At 73.4% G+C, this 22,886-nt stretch carries 18 protein-coding genes, 2 pseudogenes and 1 riboswitch; of the genes and pseudogenes, 9 read left to right on the top strand and 11 right to left on the bottom strand.

The window, feature by feature from the left end:
- Positions 1-51: 51 nt before the first annotated feature.
- Positions 52-825: a phytanoyl-CoA dioxygenase family protein gene (locus tag AB0P17_RS08400; protein ID WP_365808768.1), complete on the bottom strand. Its 774-nt coding sequence runs from the start codon at positions 823-825 to the stop codon at positions 52-54.
- A gap of 352 nt (positions 826-1,177) precedes the next feature.
- Here AB0P17_RS08400 and AB0P17_RS08405 point away from each other — a divergent pair, with 352 nt between their 5' ends.
- Together AB0P17_RS08405 and AB0P17_RS08410 are read left to right on the top strand one after the other, a co-directional pair.
- Positions 1,178-2,446, top strand: a complete 1,269-nt coding sequence (locus AB0P17_RS08405; RefSeq protein WP_365808769.1) for an MFS transporter — start codon at positions 1,178-1,180, stop codon at positions 2,444-2,446.
- A gap of 67 nt (positions 2,447-2,513) precedes the next feature.
- Positions 2,514-3,104, top strand: a complete 591-nt coding sequence (locus AB0P17_RS08410; protein ID WP_365808771.1) for a hypothetical protein — start codon at positions 2,514-2,516, stop codon at positions 3,102-3,104.
- A gap of 52 nt (positions 3,105-3,156) precedes the next feature.
- Here AB0P17_RS08410 and cobC read toward each other — a convergent pair whose 3' ends face one another.
- Together cobC and AB0P17_RS08420 are read right to left on the bottom strand one after the other, a co-directional pair.
- Entirely contained in the window at positions 3,157-4,242 is a 1,086-nt protein-coding gene (gene cobC / locus AB0P17_RS08415; protein ID WP_365808773.1) for an Rv2231c family pyridoxal phosphate-dependent protein CobC, read from the bottom strand.
- A gap of 243 nt (positions 4,243-4,485) precedes the next feature.
- Positions 4,486-4,902, bottom strand: a pseudogene (locus tag AB0P17_RS08420) (cobalamin biosynthesis protein); the annotation flags it as partial.
- A gap of 6 nt (positions 4,903-4,908) precedes the next feature.
- Between AB0P17_RS08420 and AB0P17_RS08425 the strand changes: the two are divergent.
- On the top strand, positions 4,909-5,733 hold the full coding sequence (locus tag AB0P17_RS08425) for a ZIP family metal transporter (RefSeq protein ID WP_365808775.1): 825 nt from the start codon (positions 4,909-4,911) through the stop codon (positions 5,731-5,733).
- A gap of 56 nt (positions 5,734-5,789) precedes the next feature.
- Here AB0P17_RS08425 and AB0P17_RS08430 read toward each other — a convergent pair whose 3' ends face one another.
- The 7 genes from AB0P17_RS08430 to AB0P17_RS08460 all read right to left on the bottom strand — a co-directional run bounded on the left by AB0P17_RS08430 (position 5,790) and on the right by AB0P17_RS08460 (position 14,482).
- The gene (locus AB0P17_RS08430) at positions 5,790-7,193 is read right to left on the bottom strand and encodes a cobyrinate a,c-diamide synthase (RefSeq protein ID WP_365808777.1); all 1,404 of its coding nucleotides are present in this window, start codon (positions 7,191-7,193) and stop codon (positions 5,790-5,792) included.
- Entirely contained in the window at positions 7,187-7,786 is a 600-nt protein-coding gene (gene cobO, locus AB0P17_RS08435; RefSeq protein ID WP_365808778.1) for a cob(I)yrinic acid a,c-diamide adenosyltransferase, read from the bottom strand. Before cobO ends, AB0P17_RS08430 begins: the two co-directional genes overlap by 7 nt.
- A complete protein-coding gene (locus AB0P17_RS08440) occupies positions 7,786-9,903 on the bottom strand; it encodes a putative cobaltochelatase (RefSeq protein WP_365808779.1) in 2,118 nt (705 codons plus the stop codon). Before AB0P17_RS08440 ends, cobO begins: the two co-directional genes overlap by 1 nt.
- 94 nt (positions 9,904-9,997) lie before the next feature.
- Positions 9,998-11,554, bottom strand: coding sequence for a cobyric acid synthase (locus tag AB0P17_RS08445; protein ID WP_365808781.1), 1,557 nt, complete (start codon positions 11,552-11,554; stop codon positions 9,998-10,000).
- On the bottom strand, positions 11,551-12,567 hold the full coding sequence (locus tag AB0P17_RS08450) for a cobalamin biosynthesis protein (protein WP_365808783.1): 1,017 nt from the start codon (positions 12,565-12,567) through the stop codon (positions 11,551-11,553). The genes AB0P17_RS08445 and AB0P17_RS08450 overlap by 4 nt, the downstream gene beginning before the upstream one ends.
- 36 nt (positions 12,568-12,603) lie before the next feature.
- Positions 12,604-12,724: riboswitch (cobalamin riboswitch) on the bottom strand.
- Positions 12,725-12,879: 155 nt separating this feature from the next.
- Positions 12,880-13,143 (bottom strand): hypothetical protein, encoded by a 264-nt coding sequence (locus AB0P17_RS08455; protein ID WP_365808785.1) that lies wholly within the window; start codon positions 13,141-13,143, stop codon positions 12,880-12,882.
- A gap of 28 nt (positions 13,144-13,171) precedes the next feature.
- On the bottom strand, positions 13,172-14,482 hold the full coding sequence (locus AB0P17_RS08460) for an inorganic phosphate transporter (RefSeq protein WP_365808787.1): 1,311 nt from the start codon (positions 14,480-14,482) through the stop codon (positions 13,172-13,174).
- Positions 14,483-14,676: 194 nt separating this feature from the next.
- Between AB0P17_RS08460 and AB0P17_RS08465 the strand changes: the two genes are divergently transcribed.
- From AB0P17_RS08465 to AB0P17_RS08475, 3 genes are all read left to right on the top strand, one after another.
- Positions 14,677-15,366 carry a class II aldolase/adducin family protein gene (locus tag AB0P17_RS08465; RefSeq protein WP_365808834.1) on the top strand — a complete coding sequence of 230 codons (690 nt, stop codon included), beginning with the start codon at positions 14,677-14,679 and terminating at the stop codon, positions 15,364-15,366.
- Between the two features lie 162 nt (positions 15,367-15,528).
- Positions 15,529-16,656, top strand: coding sequence for a prolyl oligopeptidase family serine peptidase (locus AB0P17_RS08470; protein ID WP_365808789.1), 1,128 nt, complete (start codon positions 15,529-15,531; stop codon positions 16,654-16,656).
- A 479-nt stretch (positions 16,657-17,135) separates the two neighbouring features.
- Positions 17,136-18,455 (top strand): hypothetical protein, encoded by a 1,320-nt coding sequence (locus tag AB0P17_RS08475; protein ID WP_365808791.1) that lies wholly within the window; start codon positions 17,136-17,138, stop codon positions 18,453-18,455.
- A gap of 142 nt (positions 18,456-18,597) precedes the next feature.
- On the opposite strand, the pseudogene AB0P17_RS08480 reads toward AB0P17_RS08475, so the two are convergent.
- Positions 18,598-19,510: pseudogene (locus AB0P17_RS08480) on the bottom strand (neutral zinc metallopeptidase).
- Positions 19,511-19,735: 225 nt separating this feature from the next.
- On the opposite strand from AB0P17_RS08480, the gene AB0P17_RS08485 reads away from it, so the two are divergent.
- From AB0P17_RS08485 to AB0P17_RS08495, 3 genes are all read left to right on the top strand, one after another.
- On the top strand, positions 19,736-21,334 hold the full coding sequence (locus tag AB0P17_RS08485) for an ABC-F family ATP-binding cassette domain-containing protein (protein ID WP_365808793.1): 1,599 nt from the start codon (positions 19,736-19,738) through the stop codon (positions 21,332-21,334).
- Positions 21,335-21,727: 393 nt separating this feature from the next.
- Positions 21,728-21,949 carry a helix-turn-helix domain-containing protein gene (locus AB0P17_RS08490; protein WP_006123601.1) on the top strand — a complete coding sequence of 74 codons (222 nt, stop codon included), beginning with the start codon at positions 21,728-21,730 and terminating at the stop codon, positions 21,947-21,949.
- A 131-nt stretch (positions 21,950-22,080) separates the two neighbouring features.
- Positions 22,081-22,872, top strand: coding sequence for an enoyl-CoA hydratase/isomerase family protein (locus AB0P17_RS08495; RefSeq protein ID WP_365808795.1), 792 nt, complete (start codon positions 22,081-22,083; stop codon positions 22,870-22,872).
- The last annotated feature ends 14 nt before the right edge of the window (positions 22,873-22,886 follow it).

The following is a 22,886-nucleotide window of genomic DNA, read 5'->3' on the forward strand; positions in this document are numbered from 1 at the left end:
ACTTGTGCTTCGCGCAGGAATGGACTGTTCCGCTTGAGGTTTATCTGCCGTTCAGAGAACGTCGTCCGCCAGGGGAATTACCGGAGATGCGTCTCGGCTGACAAGAAATTCAGGCCGGGGCGAGAAGGCGGGAGCGTTGCTCACCGCGTTGTAGGTGATGAGCAGCAGCGCACGGCGGTCCATGGACCGGTTGTCGGACGAGGAGTGCACGATGCTGGGGTGGAAGGCGTAGACGGTGCCCGCCGGCCCGATCGCCGGCCGCTTCGCCGTCCGCTGGAGCAGAGCGTCGACCTGGGGCCGCGGGACCGTGTACTCAAGGTCGGCCGCCACGTGGTTGCGCCAGTCACCGCTGCGTTTTCCCTGCTCATCGACGCTGGGCTCGATCAAGCCCAGCCGGTGACTGCCGGGGATCACCTGAAGAGGGCCGTTGTCCTCATGCGTGTCGTCGAGGAAGATGGCGATGTTGACCGCGTGGGGCGCGGCCATGCCGTCCTCCTTGCTCCAGAAGGCGAAATCCTGGTGCCAGGGCCAGGCCGCCCCCTCTTGCGGCTGCTTCAGATTGACCTTGAACTGATAGACGTAGACCGGCTCGCCTATGAGTTCTTCGGCCAGCCCGACCAGGGTGGGAAGCCGGACGAGTCTGGCGCAGGTATCGTCGAACAGGTGGCACCCGTGGAGGGCGCGAACGGCATTTCCGTTCTTCTCCAGCACGACTTCGGGGCGCTCTTGCCGGCTGATTTCGTCAACGCTTTCCCGCAGCTTTTTCAGGCCCGCTTCTTTGAACGGTGACGGAAACCTGTACCAGCCGCTCTCTTCGTATTCCACCCTTGCGGAGGAAAATAAGACGCCATCGTTCTGCAAAGCGATTCCCTTCCCAATAGTTAACACATACCGGGCGGTCGATCGATCTGTGACTCTACAGAACTCACCGGCCATCACCAAGGATGGATTTCGCCAGTCATACCACCCCAGGGTATGGGTTTAAGTGGGTGGAAATTACGTGAAACAGTCACCTGCTTCCGGCCAAATTTAGTTCGAGGGCGCCTTTCGTCGTCGCGCCGGACCGCCAGATGAGTAATGTTTGCTCGCGTCGAGCGCTGCTTACTTTGTCTGCTCGTCGCCTTTCCGCTCTCATGACCCAGGGGGTCTTGTGTCAGGCCTGCCACGCCCGGCGCCCATGGCGCGTGCCGTCAAGGACGCCATGGGCGGATTGCCGTCCCAGTTCTGGTGGTTGTGGGCGAGCACACTGATCAACCGGCTCGGCGGCTTCGTGACGACGTTCCTCGCGCTCTACCTGACGACGGAACGGGGCCTGTCGGCCAGCTTCGCGGGCATGGTGGCCGCGTTGTACGGAGGGGGCGGCGCCGTCGCCTCCGTCGTGGCGGGGGTACTGGCGGACCGTGTGGGCCGCCGCCCCACGCTCCTGATCTCCCAGCTGACCACCGCCGCCGCCATGGCGATCCTCGGATTCAGCCGGGACCCCGTGTTGATCGCGGTGGTCGTGACCGTCCTGGGGGTGACCGCCAACGCCGCGCGGCCCTGCATCCAGGCGATCATCGCCGACCTGGTGCCGGACAAGGACCGCGTCCGGGCCTTCTCGCTCAACTACTGGGCCGTGAACATCGGTTTCGGAGTGGCGTCGGCCGCCGCCGGCCTGATCGCCGAGCACGGATACCTGCTGCTGTTCCTCGGCAACTCGGCGTCCGTCCTGCTGTGCGCCGTCGTCATCTTCCTCAAGGTGCCCGAGACCAGGCCCCAGGACGCCCCGGCCGCCGGCGACACCGCCGACATGTCCGCGCCCCCCGCGACGGGGCTGGGCGCGGTACTGCGCGACGGCCGCTTCATGGCCGTGGTCCTCCTGTCCTTCCTGGTCTCCCTCGTGCTCATGCAGTACACCACTTCACTGCCGGTCAGCATGGGGAAGGAGGGCTTCTCCAGCGCGGACTACGGCATCGTCATCAGCATGAACGGACTGGTGGTCGTCCTCGCCCAGATTCCCGTCACCAGAGCCCTCAGGGGCGTCAGGCCCGTCACCGTCCTGATCATCGCCTCCCTGCTCTCGGGCTTCGGCTTCGGCCTCACCGCCCTCGCTCACTCCGTGCCCTTCTACATCCTGACGGTCTGCGTATGGACCATCGGCGAGATCATGCACAACCCGACCAGCATGTCCATGGCAGCAGCACTCTCGCCGGCCCATGCCCGGGGCCGCTATCAGGGCATCTACACACTGGCGTTGTCCGGAGGGACCTTCGCGGGCCCGTTGCTCGGCGGTGTCGTCATCGACCGGTTCGGCTCCGACACCCTGTGGGCCGGATGCGCTGTCATCGGCATGGCGGCCGCTCTGGGCTACGCGGCTCTGGCCAAACCCCTGGGCAAGGTGATCCCGCCCGCCGCACCGGCCGGATCACAGCCCGAAAGGGAGCCCGAACTGGAGGGCCGGGGGTGAGCCGGCGGAGCGGGCAGTCAGCCGTCCGCCACTCCGAACCCATGTCACGACCATCGAGGAGATGCTCATGAGCCTTTTCACCACGCCCGGTTGGCAGATACAGGTGCAGGAACGCTACAGCCTGACGATCGGCTTGTTCGCCCGGGACGCCGCCGGGCTGCGGCCACGCATGGATCCCGACATCCCTCCCTTGTCACCGACCGTCGACGTCCGCTCCGACTTCGCCCGCCTGGCCGGGGCGCGGACGACGGACGAATGGGAGAGATGGTGGAGCCGGGAACTGCTGCGGGAGACCGACTCCGGCCAGGGGCTCTACCCCCCGCACTTTCCTGCGCTCGCCGGCTGCCCCCAGCTCGGCGCGCTGGTCCGCGCCTGTTTCGACGACGCGGTGGCGTGGAACGTCCGGCGTCACCGGCGGAGCGGGGGCTTCCCCGCCGGTGACGAGTCGTACGCTCCCGAGGCGGGCCTGGTCGGTGCGGTGGAGGCGGAGATCGGCCGTAAAGCCCGCCCGTTCCGCCTGATCGTCACCCAACTCCCCGTCGCCGAGGAGACCGGGTGGCGGGTCGCGCGCGACCACGTGCTGGTGAGCGAGGGCCGGCGGAGAAACACACCGGCCTACGGCGCATGGCTCGCGCCCATGATCCGGGAACTGGCCTGAGCGGCAGGCCGGCCGTCACCCGGGGACGCTTCCTGCTCCAAGGGCACCCCGCTCAGTTCCCGACCGCCGTCAGCGCCTGGTCGAGGGCCTGGAGGAAACGGTTCGTCGTGGTGCGGTCCCGGACCGCCAGGCGGAGCCAGCGGGGGCCCAGGCCCGGGAAGGTGTCGCCGCGTCGGGCCGCGAAGCCCAGGGTGCGCAGCCGGGCCCGTACCGCGTCCGCGCGGTCCATCGCGATCAGGACGAACGGGCCCGCCGCCGCGGCCACCACCTGTACCTCCTCGAACTCCGCCAGCCCCGCCAGCAGATGCGCGCGCTCCACCGCCATCCCGCGCGCCGCCCGCTCCGCCTCCGCGAGCGCGGCGGGCTCCATGCACGCCCGCGCCGCCGCCAGCGCGGGTGTCGAGACCGGCCACAGCGGCTGGACGCGCTCCAGCGCCGCCACGGTGCCCGGCTCGGCCAGCACGTACCCGATGCGCAGCCCGGCCAGCCCCCAGGTCTTGGTCAGGCTGCGCAGCACCACCAGGCCCGGTAGGTCCGTACGCGCCGCCAGCGTCTCCGGCTCGCCCGGTACCGCGTCCATGAACGCCTCGTCCACCACCAGCGTCCGGCCCGGCCGGGCCAGTTTCGCGATCGCCTCGGCCGGGTGGAGCACGGACGTCGGGTTGGTCGGGTTGCCGATCACCACCAGATCGGCCTCCTCGGGCACCTCCGCCGGATCGAGCCGGAAGCCCTCGCCCGCCCGCAGCAGCACCCGGCGCACCTCGTGCCCCGCGTCCCGCAGCGCCGCCTCCGGCTCCGTGAACTGCGGATGCACGACCACGGGCGCGCGGGCCGGCAGCGCCCGCGCGAGCAGTACGAACGCCTCCGCCGCCCCCGCCGTCAGCAGCACCCGCTCCACCGGCAGCCCGTGCCGCGCCGCGACCGCCGCGCGCGCCGCGCGGCCGTCGGGGTAGGCGGCGAGCCCGGTCAGCGAGTCGGCGATCCGCTCGCGCAGCCAGACCGGGGGCGTGCCCGTACGGACATTGACGGCGAGGTCGACCAGGCCCTCCGCGCAGTCCCGGACCTCCGCGTCGCCGTGATGGCGCAGGTCGTAGCGGTCAGCGCGCGTAGACATGGCGGCCGCCGCTGAGGTGATCATCGGATATCGCGGCGGATCGGCCGGACCGGGCCCACGGCGGCCGGGGGCAGGATCCCGGCAGCTCCCGGGGGCTCGGTCCGCGCTGGTGGAGTGCCATGCTCACTGTTCACTCTGCTCTCGATGGACGGGATGTTCCCGGACCGCCGGAAAGGGCCGGCGGGCCGGCCGGGCGGCCCGGGGCGGGCACTGACGACACCGACATCATTTCCTTCCGTGCCGGTTCCACTCCGACTGGCCCCTGCACGCCACCGCGCAGGTCGCCCGCGCGGGCCCGGCGACGGGGTTCGATTTCCGTTTCGGCACGAGCAGACGCCCACCGCCCGCGAGCGCCGCGGCCTCCGCGACGGACGCGGTGCCCACGGCCGACAGGGGCGCGGCAGACGGACGCGGTACGGCGATCCCGGCCAGCAGCGCGGCCGGATACCCCCGTACGGGTACACCGAGCCGCGCCGCCGCCCCGGCGATCCCCGCGGCCCCGGCCTTCGCGTCGAGCGTCGCCAACTCGACCACGCGGGACGGCGGAAGCCCCGCCTCCCGCAGCGTCTCCTCGATCAGCCCGAGCACCTCCGCGGCACCGGCCCCGGCGCGCGCGCCGACCCCCACCACCAGTCCGTCACGCGGTTCCTGAGGTGCGGGGGACCGCTCCGATCGGCTATGCAGGGGCGCATGGCGGTCTTCGTCGCGCTCGGCGCGTTCCTCATGACGCTGTTCGGCGGCTGGACGGCGCAGCGCGTCACCGACCGGCGCCATCTCGTCCTCGGACTGGCCGGTGGGCTGATGCTCGGGGTGGTCGGCCTCGACCTGCTGCCCGAGGCGCTGGGCGCCGCCGGCGAGGAGTTCCTGGGGGTGCCGCGGGCGCTGCTGCTCTTCGTCGGCGGCTTCCTCGCCGCCCATCTGGTCGAGCGGCTGCTCGCCGTCCGGCAGGCGTCCCACGGCGGCGCCCCGCACGGCGGCCACGCCCACGCCTCCGGCCACGCCCACGCCTCCGGAAACGACCGCACTTCCCCTCGCGCGCATCCCCACCACGGGCCCGGCTCCGGCGCGGACGGGCGCGTCCCCCAGCTGGGGCTGACCGCCGCCGCGGCCATGGTGGGCCACAGCCTGATGGACGGCATCGCCCTCGGCGCGGCCTTCCAGGTCGGCGGCGGCATGGGCACGGCCGTCGCCCTCGCCGTCATCGCCCATGACTTCGCCGACGGCTTCAACACGTACACGATCACCAGCCTGTACGGGAACGACCGCCGCCGGGCGATCACCATGCTCGTCGCGGACGCGCTCGCGCCGGTCGTCGGTGCCGCGTCCACCCTGCTCTTCACGCTCCCGGAGGAGGCGCTCGGCAGCTACCTCGGGTTCTTCGGCGGCGTCCTGCTCTATCTCGCCGCCGCCGAGATCCTGCCCGAGGCGCACCACGACCACCCGGCGCGCTCCACGCTCCTGTGCACCATCCTGGGCGTGGGCTTCATCTGGCTGGTGGTGGGGATCGCCGGGTGACTCCTCGGACAGAAAGGCGTTCGGGAGGGTGCTCGGGAAGGCGTTCCGGAGGGCGTTCACCGCCCGTCCCCGTCCCCGTCCCCGTCCCCGCCCACCGCCCGGGCCACGAACCGCCGCGCCATCTCCGGCGCCGCCGCCCAGTGCGTGTGCAGATAGCTCGCGTGCACACCGCCGCTGACGAACCCCTCCACCCGGCGCCCGGGATGCACCACCCCCCACGCGGGCTCCGCACCGGCCCCCGGCTCCAGCACCGTCCGGTGGAACTCGTGGCCCCGTACCCGGGTCCCGGCCGCCGCCAGCGCACTGTCGCCGATCGCCACCGCCTCCCGGTAGCCCAGCGTCAGCCGCCCCGACATCCGCGCGTCGGCGGGCAGCACCCCGCACATCGGCTTCCCGTCCAGGGAGCGCGCCAGATAGAGCAACCCGGCACACTCGGCGGCCACCGGCGCGCCCGCGTACGCCAGTTCCGCCACCGCCTTGCGCAGCGGCTCGTTGGCGGACAGCTCCGGCGCGTACACCTCGGGGAAGCCGCCGCCGATCACCACCCCGCGCGTGGCCGCCGGCAGCGCCTCGTCCCGCAGCGGGTCGAAGGGGACGACCTCGGCGCCGGCCGCCGTCAGCAGCTCGGTGTGTTCCGCGTACGAGAACGTGAACGCCGGCCCGCCGGCCACCGCGATCACCGGCCGCTCGCGCCCGGGGCCCACCACCGGTGCCACGCCCGGCTCCCACGCCTCCGTGGCCAATTCGGGCGCGCCGCGCGCCAGCGCCAGCAGCGCCTCCAGGTCGCATCCGGCCCGGACCCGCCCGGCCAGCTCCCGCGTCGCGTCGAGCGCGTCCGTACGCCGCTCGGCCACCGGCACCAGACCGAGGTGGCGCGAGGGCGCGGCGACCTGGTCCGTACGGCGCAGCACCCCCATGACCGGCACCCCGGACCCGTCCAGCGCGTCCCGCAGCAGCCGCTCGTGCCGGTCGGTGGCGACCTTGTTGAGGATCACCCCGCCGATCCGCACCTCCGGGTCCCAGGAGGCGAAGCCGTGCACCAGCGCCGCCACCGAACGCGACTGCGACGAGGCGTCCACGACCAGCACCACCGGCGCCCGCAGCAGCTTCGACACCTGGGCGGTCGAGGCCAGTTCGCCCTGGTCGGAGGCGCCGTCGTACAGCCCCATCACGCCCTCGACGATCGCCAGGTCGCACCCCGCCGCGCCGTACGCGAACAGCGGCCCGATCAGCCCGGGGCCGCACATGTACGCGTCGAGGTTCCGGCCAGGACGCGTGCGGCCGTCACCGGCCGACACCGCCAGTGTGTGGTAGCCGGGGTCGATGTAGTCCGGCCCGACCTTGTGCGGGGAGACGGCGAGGCCGCGCTCCGAGAACGCCGCCATCAGGCCCGTCGCGACCGTCGTCTTCCCGCTTCCGGAGGACGGCGCGGCGATGACCAGACGCGGGACGTTCACCACTCGATGCCCCTCTGGCCCTTCTGCCCCGCGTCCATCGGATGCTTGACCTTCGTCATCTCCGTGACCAGGTCCGCGAAGTCCATCAGCTCGGGCGGCGCGTTGCGCCCGGTGATCACCACGTGCTGGGTCCCGGGCCGGTTCCGCAGCACCTCGATCACCTCGTCGGTCGCCACCCACCCCCAGTGCAGCGGGTACGCGAACTCGTCCAGCACGTACAGCCTGTGCGTCTCGGCCGCCAGATCGCGCTTGACCTGCTCCCAGCCCTCCCGCGCCGCCTCCTCGTTGGAGTACTGCGCGTCCCGCTGCACCCAGGACCAGCCCTCGCCCATCTTGTGCCAGGAGACGGAGCCGCCCTCGCCGCTCGCCCCGAGCACCTTGAGCGCCCGCTCCTCGCCGACCTTCCACTTCGCGGACTTCACGAACTGGAAGACGCCGACCGGCCACCCCTGCGTCCAGGCGCGCAGCGCGAGCCCGAACGCCGCCGTCGACTTGCCCTTGCCGGTGCCCGTGTGGACCAGCACCAGCGGACGGTTGCGGCGCTGACGGGTGGTGAGACCGTCGTCCGGTACGTTCTCCGGCTGTCCCTGCGGCATCAGGCGGCCCTCCTGGGGTTCTTGGCGACGTGCCCGTCGCGGTGTCCGTCACTCATCTGCTGTACGTCCCTGACCAGCCCGGCGATGCGGTCGGCCCGCAGCTCGTCCAGCGTGACCGCCGTCCCCGCCAGTTCACCGGCGAGGGACGCGGCGAGCCCGAGCCGTACCGGACCGGTCTCGCAGTCCACGACCACCGACGCCGTCCCGTCCGCCGCGTGCAGCCGCGCCGCGCGCGCCGCCAGCGCCACCGGGTCCCGGCCGCCCGTCGCCCGCCCGTCCGTCACCACCAGCAGCAGCGGGCGGCGCGCCGGGTCCCGCATCCGCTCCACCCGCAGTACGTCGTGCGCCTTCAGCAGCCCGGCCGCCAGCGGGGTCCGCCCGCCCGTCGGCAGGGACTCCAGACGGGCCGCCGCCGCGTCCACCGAGGACGTCGGCGGCAGCGCCAGCTCCGCGTCCCGGCCCCGGAAGGTGACCAGACCGACCTTGTCGCGCCGCTGGTACGCGTCGAGCAGCAGCGAGAGCACCGCGCCCTTCACGGCGCTCATCCGCCGCCTGGCCGCCATCGACCCGGACGCGTCGACCACGAACAGCACGAGATTGCCCTCGCGCCCCTCCTTGGTCGCCTGCCGCAGATCGTCCGCGCGCACCACGAGCCCCGGACCGCTGCGCCCGCGCGCCCGCTGGTGCGGCGCCGCCGCCTGTACGGTCGCCGCGAGATGCAGCGTGGTCAGCCTGGCCCGGGGCCGCCGGGACCCGGTCGTCCTGCCGCGCTCGGTACGGGCCCGGGAGCGGCGCCCGGCCGCCCCCTCGCCCAGCCCCGGCACGCTGAGCACCTTCGTACGGAACGGCTCGGCGGCCCGTACGGGGGACTGCTCACCGGCCCCGGTGTTCCGGCGCTGCTGTTCGCCCTCCGGCTGGGGCTCCGGCTGCCGCGGTACGGCGGAGTCGTCCGGCGCCGGTCCGTCCTGCGCGGGGCCCTCGGGGGCCTCGGGGCCCTGCTCCGGCGGCTGCCCGCCGCCGCCCCCGGGCCCGTCCGGTCCATCCGGTCCGTCCGGTCCGTCCGGATCCGGGTCCTCGTCGCGCTCGTCGCCCTTGAACTCCTCCAGCGTCTCGTCGAGCTTCTCCTCGTCGAGCCCCGGCGCGTCGAAGGGGTTGCGGCGCCTGCGGTGCGGTAGCGCCAGCAGCGCGGCCTGCCGGACGTCGTCGGCGGTGACGTCCGTACGCCCCGCCCACGCGGCCAGCGCCGTCGCCGTCCGCGCCATCACGATGTCCGCGCGCATCCCGTCCACCTCGAACGCGGCGCAGGTCGCGGCGATCTGCCGCAGCGCCGTGTCCCCGAGGCGTACGTCCGGCAGCAGGGCCCGTGCCGCGACGATCCGTTCCCGCAGCGCGCTCTCCTCACCGGCCCAGCGCGCCGCGAACCCGGCCGGGTCGTCGTCGTACGCGAGGCGCCGCCTGACCACCTCCACCCGCAGATCGGGCTCGCGGGACGCCGCGACCTCGACGGTCAGCCCGAAGCGGTCCAGCAACTGCGGCCGCAGCTCGCCCTCCTCCGGGTTCATCGTCCCGACCAGCAGGAAGCGCGCGGCGTGCCGTACGGAGACGCCCTCGCGCTCGACGTACGAGGCACCCATGGCCGCCGCGTCCAGCAGCAGATCCACCAGGTGGTCGTGGAGCAGGTTGACCTCGTCCACGTACAGCACCCCGCGGTGCGCGTCGGCGAGCAGCCCCGGCTCGAACGCCTTCACGCCCTCGGACAGGGCCCGTTCGATGTCCAGGGCCCCCACGAGCCGGTCCTCGGAGGCGCCCACGGGCAGCTCGACCATCCGCGCGGCCCGCGCTCCGCCGGGCACCCGCCCGTCCGCCCCGTGCGGCCCGTGCGGCCCGTCCGGGCACCGCGGATCCGGCGCGGCCGGGTCGCAGCTGAACCGGCATCCCGTCACCACCGGCACCTCCGGGAGCAGCGCGGCCAGCGCCCGTACGGCCGTCGACTTCGCGGTGCCCTTCTCACCCCGTACCAGGACGCCGCCGACCGCCGGACTGACCGCGTTCAGCAGCAGGCCGAGCCGCAGATCGTCCATGCCCACCACGGCGGTGAACGGAAAGGGGGTGCTCATAGGCTGATCGCTCCTTCGGGTTCGAGTGACTCGTCGATGACCGGACGGACTCCGGGGCGGCGCGGCGCGCTCAGGGCGCCCCCGGCTCCGGCGCTCATGGCGCCCCCGGCGGGATGAACGGCAGCCCCGCCGGGGCGCCCTCCTCGATCAGCCGCAGCAGCGCCGCCGTGTCCGCGTGCTCCTCGACGAGGTCCGCGAGCAGGTCGAGCTGTTCCTCGCGCAGCGCGCCGAAGCTCGTGCCGGGCGCGGGCACGAACCGCCGGCCGGCCGCCCGCGCCACCTCCGTCAGGAACCGCCGCCGGAATGCGTCGCTCTCCAGTGCCCCGTGCCAGTGCGTGCCCTGGACGGCCCCGGCCCGGCAGCCGTCCAGCGCCCGCCCCTCCGGGTCCGAGACGAAGGCGTCCCCGCCGCGCACGTCCGCCACGCCGTGATGGATCTCGTACCCCTCGACGCGCTCGCCGAGGGCCACCCCGACGGGCCGCGCGAGGGTCTTCTCCCGGTCGAACCTGACCCGTACGGGCAGCAGTCCGAGCCCGGCCACCGACCCGGCCCGGGACTCCACCTCGTCGTCGATCCGCTCGCCGAGGATCTGGTAGCCGCCGCAGATCCCCAGCACGGGGCGGCCCTCGGCGGCCCGCAGGACCAGCGCGTCGGCGAGCCCGCGCTCCCGCAGCCAGGCCAGCGCCCGCACCGTGCCGCGCGTGCCCGGCACGATCACCAGGTCGGCGTCGGCCAGCTCCTCGGGGCGGTCCACGAACCGCACCACGACCCCGGGCTCCGCCGCCAGCGCGTCCACATCGGTGAAGTTCGACATGAGGGGTACGGCGCAGACCGCGATCCGCAGCACGTCCTCGCCGTACGGGGGAGCCACCACCGACTCGCGGGCGCCACCGCGCAGCGAGACCCGCAGCCCGTCCTCCTCGTCGATCCCCAGGCCGTGCCGGAAGGGCAGCACCCCGAGCGTCGGCCGCCCGGTCAGCCCGCGGAGCATGTCGAGCCCCGGCTCCAGCAGTGACACGTCGCCCCGGAACTTGTTGACGAGATACCCCGCGACCAGCGCCTGGTCCTCGGGGCTCAGCAGCGCGGTCGTCCCGAAGAAGGAGGCGAACACCCCGCCCCGGTCGATGTCCCCGACCACGACCACCGGCAGCCGCGCGGCCCGCGCGATGCCCATGTTCACGATGTCCGTACGGCGCAGATTGATCTCCGCCGGACTGCCCGCGCCCTCGCAGATCACGGCGTCGTACGTGGACCGCAGCTCCGCCAGGCACTCCAGAACGGGCCCGAGCAGTGCCTCCTGCCGACCTCCGTGGTAGCCACGGGCACTCAGCTCGCCGACGGGCTTCCCCATCAGCACCACCTGGCTGCTGCGGTCGCTGCCCGGCTTGAGCAGGACGGGGTTCATCAGCGCGGTCGGCTCCACCCGCGCGGCCTGCGCCTGCATCGCCTGGGCGCGCCCGATCTCCGCCCCCTCACGGGTCACGAACGAGTTCAGCGACATGTTCTGGCCCTTGAACGGCGCGACCTTCACGCCCTGGCGCGCCAGCCAGCGGCAGATCCCCGCCGTGACGACACTCTTGCCCGCGTCGGAGGTCGTCCCGGCGATCAGCAGCCCCCCGCCGAGCCCCGCGCCCCCACCGTTCCCGCTCATCCACGCCTCCCGTCGCGCGCGGCGGCTGCGCGCACCGCGCCATAGACGACCCGGCCGGTGACACAGGCCGCGAGCGCGAGCACGTTGACCCGGCCGGCCAGCCGGACGGCGCGCTCGATGTCCGGGACCCCGACCGGGCGCCCCGTGCCGTTCAGGACGGGCCGGTGCTCCACCCGCCCGCCGTACGCCAGGGTCCCGCCGAGCCGTACGCCCAGCGCCCCGGCGAACGACGCCTCCACCGGGCCCGCGTTGGGGCTCGGATGGCGGTGCGCGTCCTGCCGCAGGGCCCGCAGCGCGCCGCGCCGGTCCGGGCCCGCGGCGACGGCCAGCGCGGCGGTCAGCCGGGCCCCCGGCCACCCCACGACGTCGTCGAGGCGGGCCGACGCCCAGCCGAACCGGCGGTAACGGGCGCTCTTGTGACCCACCATCGCGTCCAGCGTGTTCACGGCGCGGAATCCCACGAGCCCCGGCGTCCCGGCGAGCGCGCCCCACACCAGGGCGCCGACGACGGCGTCGGAGGTGTTCTCGGCGACGGACTCCACGACGGCGCGCGCGATCTGGCCCTCGTCCAGGGAGTACGGGTCACGCCCGCACAGATGCGGCAGCCGCCCGCGGGCCCCTTCGAGGTCCCCGGCGGCGAGCGCCGCGCCGACGGCCCGTGCCTCCCGGCCCAGCGAGGTGCCCCCCACCACGGCCCAGGTCGCGGCGGCGGTCAGCGTCACGGCGGCGGCGGGCCGCTCGCGTACCGCCGCCGCGGCCAGTGCCGCGGTCCCGGCAGCGGCTCCGGCGCAGAGCGCGGTGTGCAGCGCGCCCCGGCCGCGGTGGTCGCGCCACAGCGCGCGCTCGACCGCTTCCGCGGCCCGGCCGAAGGCGGCCACCGGATGTCCCCGGCGCGGATCGCCGAACAGCCGGTCGGCCAGGAGTCCGAGGGTGGCGCCGTACGCGAAGACCCGCTCGGCGGCAGGGGCGGCCCGGCCGCCGCCGCGCGCGGCGGCAGAACCGCAGCCAGGCATGGCGAAGTGTCCTCACTCAGGGTCCGCGCCCCGGTTCGACGTACGTGATGCGACGGCGAGAGTTCCTGGCTCCTGGAGGCGAGGCTCACAGTGACAGTGGCGGGACCGCGCCGGATTCGCACCGGCTTCCTCTGCTGCCGTCGTCAATGGCCCCGGAAGTCCACCACGCCGCGCAGGACCCGTCAACTCATCCTTGACCTGCGACGGGACAGTGTGCGGAGCCCCACATCGGACCGGTCGGCCGATGCGGGGCTCCCGCGGGGGCGTGCGTGGCGCGTGTGGCGCGTGTGGCGTGCGTGGCGTGCGTGATCGTCAGGCCACGATGAGGCTGATCCCGTACGCGACGGCTCCGGCGCAGAGCGCGAAGCACAGGTAGGCGCCGGCGCGGGCGGTGAGGGGCGCCGGTCCTGTGGCGGGGGTGGAGGCGGCGGCCGAGGTCCCGGCCTGGCCCTGCGCGGGCGCGGAACCCCGCTTGGCGAGGCCCACGACGCCCAGGCTGAAGAGGCCCACGAGGGCGACGGTCGCCACGAGGCTGACGCCGAAGACGGAGCCGAGTGCTGCCCAGTCGATGTCCATGAGGTCGCTTCCTGAGAGGTGGTGCGGATTACACCGTGGCGCGGCGGGCGGGCTCGCCGGTCTGGTCCGCGGGGGCGGGGATGGTGGCCGAGAGGTCCTGGCCCGCGGCGCCCGCCGGGGGAGGCGGGGTGACGGCCGCGACGGCGGCGGTCACCACACCGGCCGGCTCACCGGTCCGGCCCGAGCCGCCGTCGGTGGCGACGCCGGTGGCGGCTCCGGTGCTTTCGTCCGCCCCGGCGTTGACGTTGGTGTGGTCGACGGGCTTGCGGCGCGAAGCGAGCCAGATCCCGGCGGAGCCCGCGATCAGCAGGACCGCGACGACGACGATGCCCCAGGTGCCCTGGCCGGTCAGGAACTCGGCGCCGGCCGCGACCAGACCCGCGGCCGGGAGCGTCAGCCCCCAGGCGACGAACATCCGTGTGGCCGTGGACCAGCGCACCACCCCGCCCTTGCGGCCGAGCCCCGCGCCCATCACGGCGCCGGAGCAGGACTGCGTGGTGGAGAGCGAGAAGCCCAGGTGCGAGGAGGCCAGGATGACCGTCGCGGCGCTGGTCTGGGCGGCGAAGCCCTGCTGCGGCTGGAGGTCGGTGAGGCCGGTGCCCATGGTGCGGATGATGCGCCAGCCGCCCAGGTACGTGCCGAGCGCGATCGCGATCCCGGCGGAGACGATGACCCACAGGGGCGGGTTGGAGCCGGGGGCGAGAACGCCGCCGGTGACCAGCGCGAGCGTGATGACGCCCATGGTCTTCTGCGCGTCGTTGGTGCCGTGGGCGAGGGAGACGAGCCCGGCGGAGGCGATCTGCCCGGCCCGGTAACCCTTGGCGGTGACCCGGTCGTCGCCGTCGTTGACGGCCTGGCCGATCCGGTACGTCAGCCTCGTCGCGAGCAGGGCGGCGAGCCCGGCGACGACGGGGGCGGCGAGTGCGGGGATCAGGACCTTGGTGATGACGACCCCGCCGTTGACGCCGGAGGTGCCGACGGACATCAGGGTCGCGCCGATCAGGCCGCCGAAGAGTGCGTGGGAGGAACTGGACGGGAGTCCGAGCAGCCAGGTGAAGAGATTCCACAGGATGGCGCCGACGAGCGCCGCGAAGATCACTTCGGTTCTGATGCCCTGTTCGTTGATGAGCCCGCCGGAGATCGTCTTGGCGACCTCCACGGACAGGAACGCGCCGACGAGATTCAGGACCGCGGACATGCCCACCGCGACCTTGGGCTTCAGAGCGCCGGTCGAGATGGTCGTCGCCATCGCGTTGGCGGTGTCGTGGAAACCGTTCGTGAAATCGAACACGAGCGCTGTCACGATCACGATCGCGAGCAGCAGTGTGATGTGTTCCATTGACCCAGGACCCAGGCAATCGTTCGACGTCGGTGGCCTCGGTGAACGTAGGGAGTCAGGGTGAACGGAAGATGAACTGGACGGGTCTTCGCGGTGTCTCGCCCCGTGAGGTTGACGGCGGCGCCTGGCAGGATCGCCGTATGACGGATGACGGGACCGGCGAACACGGCGAACTGGCGGACGCGCGAGGCGAGATGGCGGGCGCGCGGGGTACGGCGGAGGGCGGGACGGAGGCCGGGCGGGGGGCTCTGGAACGGGCCTGGGCGGAGCTCGTCGACACCGCCCGGAGAACGGCCGCGGAGGGCCTGGTCGTCGGCACCTCGGGCAATGTCTCCGTGCGCGTCGGCGAACTGGTCCTGGTCACCCCCAGTGGGGTGCCGTACGACCGGCTCGCGCCGGGCGACGTGGTCGCCGTGGACCTCGCCGGACGGCAGGTGTTCGGCACGCTCACCCCAACGAGCGAACTTCCACTGCATCTCTCCGTTTACCGCGACACATCGGCGACGGCCGTCGTACACACCCACGCCGTGCACGCCACCGCCGTCTCCACACTCGTCACCGAACTTCCCCTGATCCACTACATGGCGGCGGCCCTCGGTGGCGCCGTCCGGGTCGCCCCGTACGCGCTGTACGGCTCGGAGGCGCTGGCCCGCGGTATGCGCGAGGCCCTGGTGGACCGTACGGCCTGCCTGCTCCAGAACCACGGCACGGTGGCGTACGGCGACACCCTCGCCCAGGCGTACGACCGCACCGCCCAGCTCGAATGGATGTGCCGCCTCTGGCTCACGGCCGCCGCGGTGCCGGGACACCGGCCCTCGCTGCTGTCGGAGGAACAGGTGCGGGAGGTGGCGGAGAAGCTCAAGGGCTACGGCCAGCGCCCCTGACAGCGACCCCGACACCCTGACACCGACCCCGACCCCGACCTTGGTACCGGTCCTGGGACCCGGGGCCCAGGACCGGGCGCCGCCCCCGCTCAGCCTCCTGCCTCGGCCCCCGACGGCCCCCGCCCGCTGGCCGGGGCGCGCACGGGTGGTGACACTGGGAGCGTGCGCCCGGCTACAGCGGCGGCAGCGGCCGTCACCACAGTGCTCGGGGTCGGCGCGGCTGCGGTCGCGGCCGGCCGGTACGCCAGCGATGCCGCGCTGAAGGCACCGCCGGGGCGGCCCCTGCCCAGCGACCCGAAGATCACCGTGCACGCCATGGCCGCCGGGCAGGTCACCCTGACCCGTTCGCTCGCCTCGCTGCGCCCCGGGACGTACGGGATCGAGGGGGCGGGCGCGCACGCCGTCGTCGGGCCGGTCCTGGACGGCGTCCCGCACTCGGCCGACACCGTGGTGCGCCGGCTGGAACGGGTCGGCCGCGGCACTCTCGTCCCCGGGAGCCGCGTACGGTTCACTCCACGGCTGTACGAGGGGGACCCCGGCACAGCCCTCGGGCTCACCCACAAGAACGTGTGGATCCCGGGCGAACTCGGCTCCCTGCCGGCGTGGTTCGTACCGGGGCCGCGCGACACCTGGGTGATCACGGTGCACGGCCTCGGCACCACCCGGGAACATCCGCTGAACGTCCTGGAGTTCCTCGCCGCCCAGCGGCTGCCCGTCCTCGACATCGCCTACCGGGGCGACCCCGGCGCCCCCCGTTCGCCGGACGGCCTCGGCCACCTCGGCGACTCCGAATGGCGCGACCTCGACGCGGCGATCCGCTACGCCGTCCGCTTCGGCGCCGAGCGCGTGGTCGTGCACGGCTGGTCCACCGGCGCCTCGATGGCCCTGCACGCCGCCGCGAACTCCGCGCTCAGCGAGCGGATCTCCGGACTCGTGCTCGACTCACCGGTGCTGGACTGGGAGGCCACCCTGCGGGCGCTGGCCTCCGCCCGCCGGATCCCCGCGCCCCTGCTCCCGCTCGCGGTGCGGGCCGCCCAGGGCCGGACGGGACTGCACGGCGACCGGCTGCTGGAAGCGGCGGACCCGCGCAATCTCCACGTACCGACGCTGATCTTCCACGGCCCCCACGACACGATCGCCCCCTGGAACCCCTCGCGCGAACTCGCCGCCCACCGGTCGGATCTGGTCAGCCTCCACGCCGTCCCGCACGCCCCGCACGCGGCGATGTGGAACGCGAACCCCGACGGCTACGAGGAGACGCTCCGCCGCTTCCTCACCCCCCTCATGTAGCGCCGGGGCCCCTGCTCGTGCGGCGCCACGACCCCGCATCATGGAGTGCCACGACCCGGCTCATGGAGCGCCATGCCCGCCACGGCCGGACGTCCCACCGTCAGGCCGGCCGCCGGGTCGGCTGCCGGGCCCGCTGCCGGGCCCGCTGCAGGGCCGGCCTCCGGCGCCTCCGTTTGGACTCCTTGCGCCGCCTTCGCGCCCCCGCGCGGACCGCGCCGCCCCGGCGGTCCGCCGCGCGCCGTCCCCTTCCCCCACCTCCCCGAACAGGCCCGCGCGACCCTCCGCGTACCCAGGGGACGCCTCCGCACGAGAGGCCACTTCCGTCGTTCCGGTACCGCTGAAAGGGGTTCCGTTTGGGCTTTCGGGCAGTCACCGGGAAGACTGCCCCCGTGACGTCCCGAAAGCCTGATGAGCAATTGGCGCGCAACTCCAGACTCCGACTCGTCCCCGCGCGGCCGTTGACCACGGCCCGACGGGCTGTGACCGAGGCGCGCGGCCGGCCGGCCCCGCGGCCGCCCCAGGGCACTCCGCCCCAGGCGGAGCTGGCCCGGCAGGCGAGGGCCGTGCTCGCCGACGCGGTCCGGCTGGCCCGCTGGGCCGCCGTCGACCGGGACCCCGGCGCGGGCCCGCTCACCGCGGGGGCGCGTGAACGGGCCGCGGCGGCGCTGGAGTTGACCCCGGACCAGGTGAGCGCGGCCTGGGACAGGGCCCGGCTGGCCGGCCTCGTCGAGCTGCACGACGGCACCGTGCGCCCCGGCTGGCGCCTCCAGGCGTGGGACCGCGACGACAGCGCCGTCCAGCGCGGCTGGGTCGCCCTCTTCGACGCCTGGTCCCTGGTCCACCCCGGCCCCGCCGACATCGCCCCGGCGACGGTCGCCGAGGTCATCGAGGCCGTCCCGCAGGTGCTCTCCCTCCTCCAGCTCTCGGCCGGGCCCGTGCTCGAACCGACCCTGCTCGACCTGCTCCAGCAGCGGGTCGCCGAGCTCCACGAGGAACGCTGCGAGGTCCCGTACGGCCCGCAGCCCGCCCCGGCGCCCACCTCCACCGAGCCGGGGGCCGCCGACCCGGTCGACGAGGCCCTGCTGCCCCCGCTCCTGGACTGGGCCCTGGACGGCCTGGCCGCCGTGGGCGCCCTCACCCGGGGCGAGGGCCAGGCCACCCTCACCCCGCTCGGCAGCTGGGCGGTCTGGGTCAAGCTCGAACAGATCTGCGTCGCCGCCCAGAGCCCCGCGGGCAACATCGAGCAGTCCGCGGAGCACATGCTGCGCGGCTGCGCCCGGCTCACCCCGGGCCCGGCCCGCGCCGAGTACCGGGCCTGGCTCGCCGCCCGTACCGTCGGCAGCGCCGTCACCGAACTCCTCACCGTCGCCCGGGGCGAGGACGCCCTGCTGCGCGGGCTCGCCTTCGAGGCGCTCCGCGTGGTCGGCGCACCCGCGGAGGCCGATGTGCGGGCCGCCGCCACCGACACCTCGCTGCGGCCCTACGCGCTGCTCTGGCTCGCGGAGTACGAGGGAGCCGACCCCGAGGACGCCGCCGAGGTGCTGACCCGCGAGGAGTCGACCTGGCTGTGGGTCGACACGGCGGCGGCCGTCGCCGACCACGGCGAGAGCGATCTGCTCGTGCGGCACCTCGAATCCGCCGTGCAGGGCAATGTGCCGGCCCTGCTCGCCGAGGTCCGGGTCCTGGGCCATCCCCGTACGGTCCAGGTCCTGGTCGCCCTCGCCGCCGCGCACCCCGACCCGGCGCTGGCCAAGGCCGTCCGCAGGGCCGCCTTCCAGGTGCACACCGGAGGCTCCTGACCGGACCCGGCGCCCCTGCGGAGAGCCAGGGGCGCCAGGGCCGGCCCCGGCCGCCGGGACAGCGGCCCGGGCCGCTCGCACCGGCCCGGGCGCGGCGGTGCGAGCGGGCCTCAGCGGAATGTGGCCTCAGCGGAATGTGGCCTCAGCGGAACGTGTCGCAGCGCGCCACGTCCCCCGCCGAGTACCCCGTACGGAACCACTCCTGCCGCTGCGCCGCCGAGCCGTGCGTCCAGGACTCCGGGGTGACCCGGCCCTGGAACCTCTCCTGGATCCGGTCGTCGCCCACGGCCGCCGCCGCGTCGAGCCCGTCCGTGATGTCCTCGTCCGTCAGCTTCGCGAGCAGCGGACGCCCGGAGGACCCGGCCGGCGTGGTCGTCGCGTGGTGCGCCCACACCCCCGCGTAGCAGTCCGCCTGGAGCTCCACCTTCACCGCGTTGCTGTCCGGGCCCTGCCGGCCGTCCTGGGACCTGGCCAGCGTGCCCTTCAGGTGCTGCACGTGGTGGCCGTACTCGTGCGCCACCACGTACGCCTGCGCGAACGGCCCGCCGCTCGCGCCGAACTCCGTCCTCAGCTCCTCGAAGAATCCGAGATCCATGTACGCCTGCTGATCGGCCGGGCAGTAGAACGGGCCGACCGCGGAGGTCGCGGACCCGCACGCCGTGTCCGTACGCCCCGTGAACAGCCGGGTGCGCGCCTTGATGTAGCGCTCACCGCCGCGCTCGTACTCCGCCTCCCAGAAGTCCTGCACGCTGTTGACCACCGCGACGATCCGGCAGTCCTCCCGCGTGTTGGCGTCCCGCCCCGTCCGGCACTCCGCGTCCACCTGCGCCGCCGAGGAGGCACCCGGGCCGGGGGCCGGGGAGCCGCCGGAGCCGGCCGAGCCGTCCGACGACAGGCCGAGCTGCTCGGGGCCGACCCCGAGGAAGAGGGCGATCAGCAGGACGACGAGTCCGGCCGCGCCGCCGCCCACGGCGAGCCCGCCCCCCGGGGATCCGGCTGCCGCGCTCGTCCTGGACCTCCGACGTGTCCAGCCGCGCGTCGTCGTCGAACTGCATGCCCCACCACTCTCCGTCCCGCGTCGGCGAGGTCCGGCGCGGGACGGAGGATACCGACGACAGGCCCCGGGACAGGGGGCCCGGCGCCCGGGGCCCGCCCAGACAAAGCAGTTGCGCCGCCCCGCTAGACTGACCCGTATGGCATTTCTCCTTGTGCATTAGCCGGCGTCGAAGAATCCCTCCGCCTGCCCTCTTCCGCCGTCCATACCGCCCTGGAGTCTTTCCGTGATCACCGCAACCGGCGTAGAGCTGCGCGCCGGCGCCCGCGTCCTCATCGAGTCCGCCTCGTTCCGTATCGCCAAGGGGGACCGCATCGGTCTCGTCGGGCGCAACGGGGCCGGCAAGACCACCCTCACCAAGTGCCTCGCGGGCGAGGGCATCCCCGCCGCCGGCACCATCACCCGCTCCGGTGAGGTCGGCTATCTCCCGCAGGACCCGCGCACCGGCGACCTCGACGTACTCGCCCGCGACCGCATCCTCTCCGCCCGCGACCTCGACTCCGTGCTGAAGAAGATGCGCGAGAACGAGGACCGGATGGCGAACGGGAAGGGCGCCACCCGCGAGAAGGCGATGAAGCGGTACGAGCGCCTGGAGACCGAGTTCCTCACCAAGGGCGGTTACGCCGCCGAGGCCGAGGCCGCCACCATCGCCGCCGCGCTCGGCCTGCCCGACCGGGTGCTCGGCCAGCCCCTGCACACCCTCTCCGGCGGTCAGCGCCGCCGCGTCGAGCTGGCCCGCATCCTCTTCTCGGACGCCGACACCCTCCTCCTCGACGAGCCCACCAACCACCTCGACGCGGACTCCATCGTCTGGCTGCGCGACTACCTCAAGACGTACCGCGGCGGCTTCATCGTGATCTCCCACGACGTCGAACTGGTCGAGACGGTCGTCAACAAGGTCTTCTACCTGGACGCCAACCGCGCCCACATCGACGTCTACAACATGGGCTGGAAGCTCTACCAGCAGCAGCGCGAGGCGGACGAGCGGCGCCGCAAGCGCGAGCGCGCCAACGCCGAGAAGAAGGCCGCGACGCTCAACTCGCAGGCCGACAAGATGCGCGCCAAGGCCACCAAGACCGTCGCCGCGCAGAACATGGCCCGCCGCGCCGAGCGGCTGCTCTCCGGCCTGGAGCAGGTGCGCCAGGCCGACAAGGTGGCCAAGCTGCGCTTCCCGGAGCCCGCCCCCTGCGGCAAGACCCCGCTCACCGCCGAGGGCCTGTCCAAGTCGTACGGGTCGCTGGAGATCTTCACGGACGTGGATCTCGCCATCGACAAGGGCTCCCGCGTCGTCATCCTCGGCCTCAACGGCGCCGGCAAGACCACCCTGCTGCGGCTGCTGGCGGGCGTCGAGAAGCCGGACACCGGCCAGGTGACCCCCGGCCACGGCCTCAAGCTGGGCTACTACGCCCAGGAGCACGAGACCCTCGACCCGGAGCGCTCCGTCCTGGAGAACATGCGCTCCTCGGCCCCCGACCTCGACCTGGTCGACGTCCGCAAGACGCTCGGGTCCTTCCTCTTCTCCGGCGACGACGTCGACAAGCCCGCCGGGGTGCTCTCCGGCGGGGAGAAGACCCGGCTGGCCCTCGCCACCCTGGTCGTCTCCTCCGCCAACGTGCTGCTGCTGGACGAGCCGACGAACAACCTCGACCCGGCCAGCCGTGAGGAGATCCTGGGGGCGCTGCGTACGTACAAGGGCGCGGTCATCCTCGTCACCCACGACGAGGGCGCCGTCCACGCCCTGGAGCCGGAGCGGATCATTCTGCTGCCGGACGGCGTCGAGGACCTGTGGGGCGCGGACTACGCCGACCTGGTCGCGCTCGCCTGACCGCCCCGTGCCCGCGCCCCTGCCCGGGGGCCGCCGCGGGAGGCGCCGACGTCGTGATCGTCCGGTGTGATCCACTCCCTCTGGAGCGTTCGGCTCAGCAGTGATCCACCATCTGAGTGACTGTGTCTCGTACCCTCGGCGTGGTACGCGACGGAACGCCTCTCCGCGTACATCATCCGCACCCTCTCCCGCCACACGGGCCTGACCTGGCACTTCTCGTCCCACGCAGGTCAGGGCCGGATCCGGGCGGCTCTGGAATGCGGCATTCCGTTCGTGCTCGAAGGTTGAAGTACGCCGAAGCTTGTCGTACGGACCTTGCTGAATGGGTGGCCAGGACGCCCGTGAGGGGTGATCATGAGAAGTCCAGAGCGCACTTCCCATGAGGAGGCACGGGTGGCCGAGACTCTGAAGAAGGGCAGCCGGGTGACCGGCGCCGCGCGCGACAAGCTCGCGGCAGACCTGAAGAAGAAGTACGACAGTGGTGCGAGTATCCGGGCACTGGCCGAGGAAACCGGCCGTTCCTATGGATTCGTCCACCGGATGCTCAGCGAGTCCGGAGTCACACTGCGGGGACGCGGTGGGGCTACGCGAGGCAAGAAGGCCGCGTCGGCCTGACGGCCGAACGCGGCTCCTGCTGGGCCACCGGTTCGGAGGGTGGCCACCCGGGTCGATCGGACGATCGGCCGGGTGGTTACTGTGCAGTCACTTAGTTAGGTGAGTCCGACTGCCCGAACCGGAGGCGCCCCATGACTTCACTCGCACCAGTGCTCGACAAGGATGGCGTACGGCTCACCGTCGAGGACGCGGTCGCCACGGTGACACTGGCCCTTCCGGCCAAGCGCAACGCCCAGTCTCCCGCTCTGTGGCGGGCGTTGACAGAGGCCGGAAGGGCACTGCCGGGCAGCGTCCGGGTGGTGGTGGTGCGCGGTGAGGGGCAGTCCTTCTCCGCGGGGCTCGACCGGCAGGCGTTCACCCCCGAGGGGTTCGACGGCGAACCGTCCTTCATCGATCTCGCCCGGGGATCCGACGCGGACCTCGACGCGGCGATCGCCGGGTACCAGGACGGTTTCGTCTGGCTGCGCCGCAGCGACATCGTGTCGATCGCGGCGGTCCAGGGGCATGCGATCGGCGCGGGCTTCCAGCTCGCCCTCGCCTGCGACCTGCGGGTCGTCGCGTCGGACGCGCAGTTCGCCATGCGCGAGACCAGCCTCGGCCTCGTCCCCGACCTCACCGGCACCCATCCGCTGGTGGGGCTCGTCGGGTACGCCCGCGCGCTGGAGATCTGCGCCACGGGCCGCTTCGTCCACGCCGAGGAGGCGGAACGGACCGGGCTCGCCAATCTCGTGGTGCCCCCGGGCGAACTCGACGCCGCGGCCAACGACCTGGCGGCGGCGCTGCTCGCCGCGCCCAGGGACGCGCTGATCGAGACCAAGGCCCTGCTCCAGGGCGCGTCCGACCGCTCCTTCGAGGCCCAGCGCACCGCCGAGCGGGCGGCGCAGGCACGCCGGCTGCGCGATCTGGCGGGCCTGGGGGACTGACCCCGCCCTGGGGA

It is taken from the genome of Streptomyces sp. NPDC088124 (genome assembly GCF_040685895.1).
Lineage (GTDB): Bacteria > Actinomycetota > Actinomycetes > Streptomycetales > Streptomycetaceae > Streptomyces.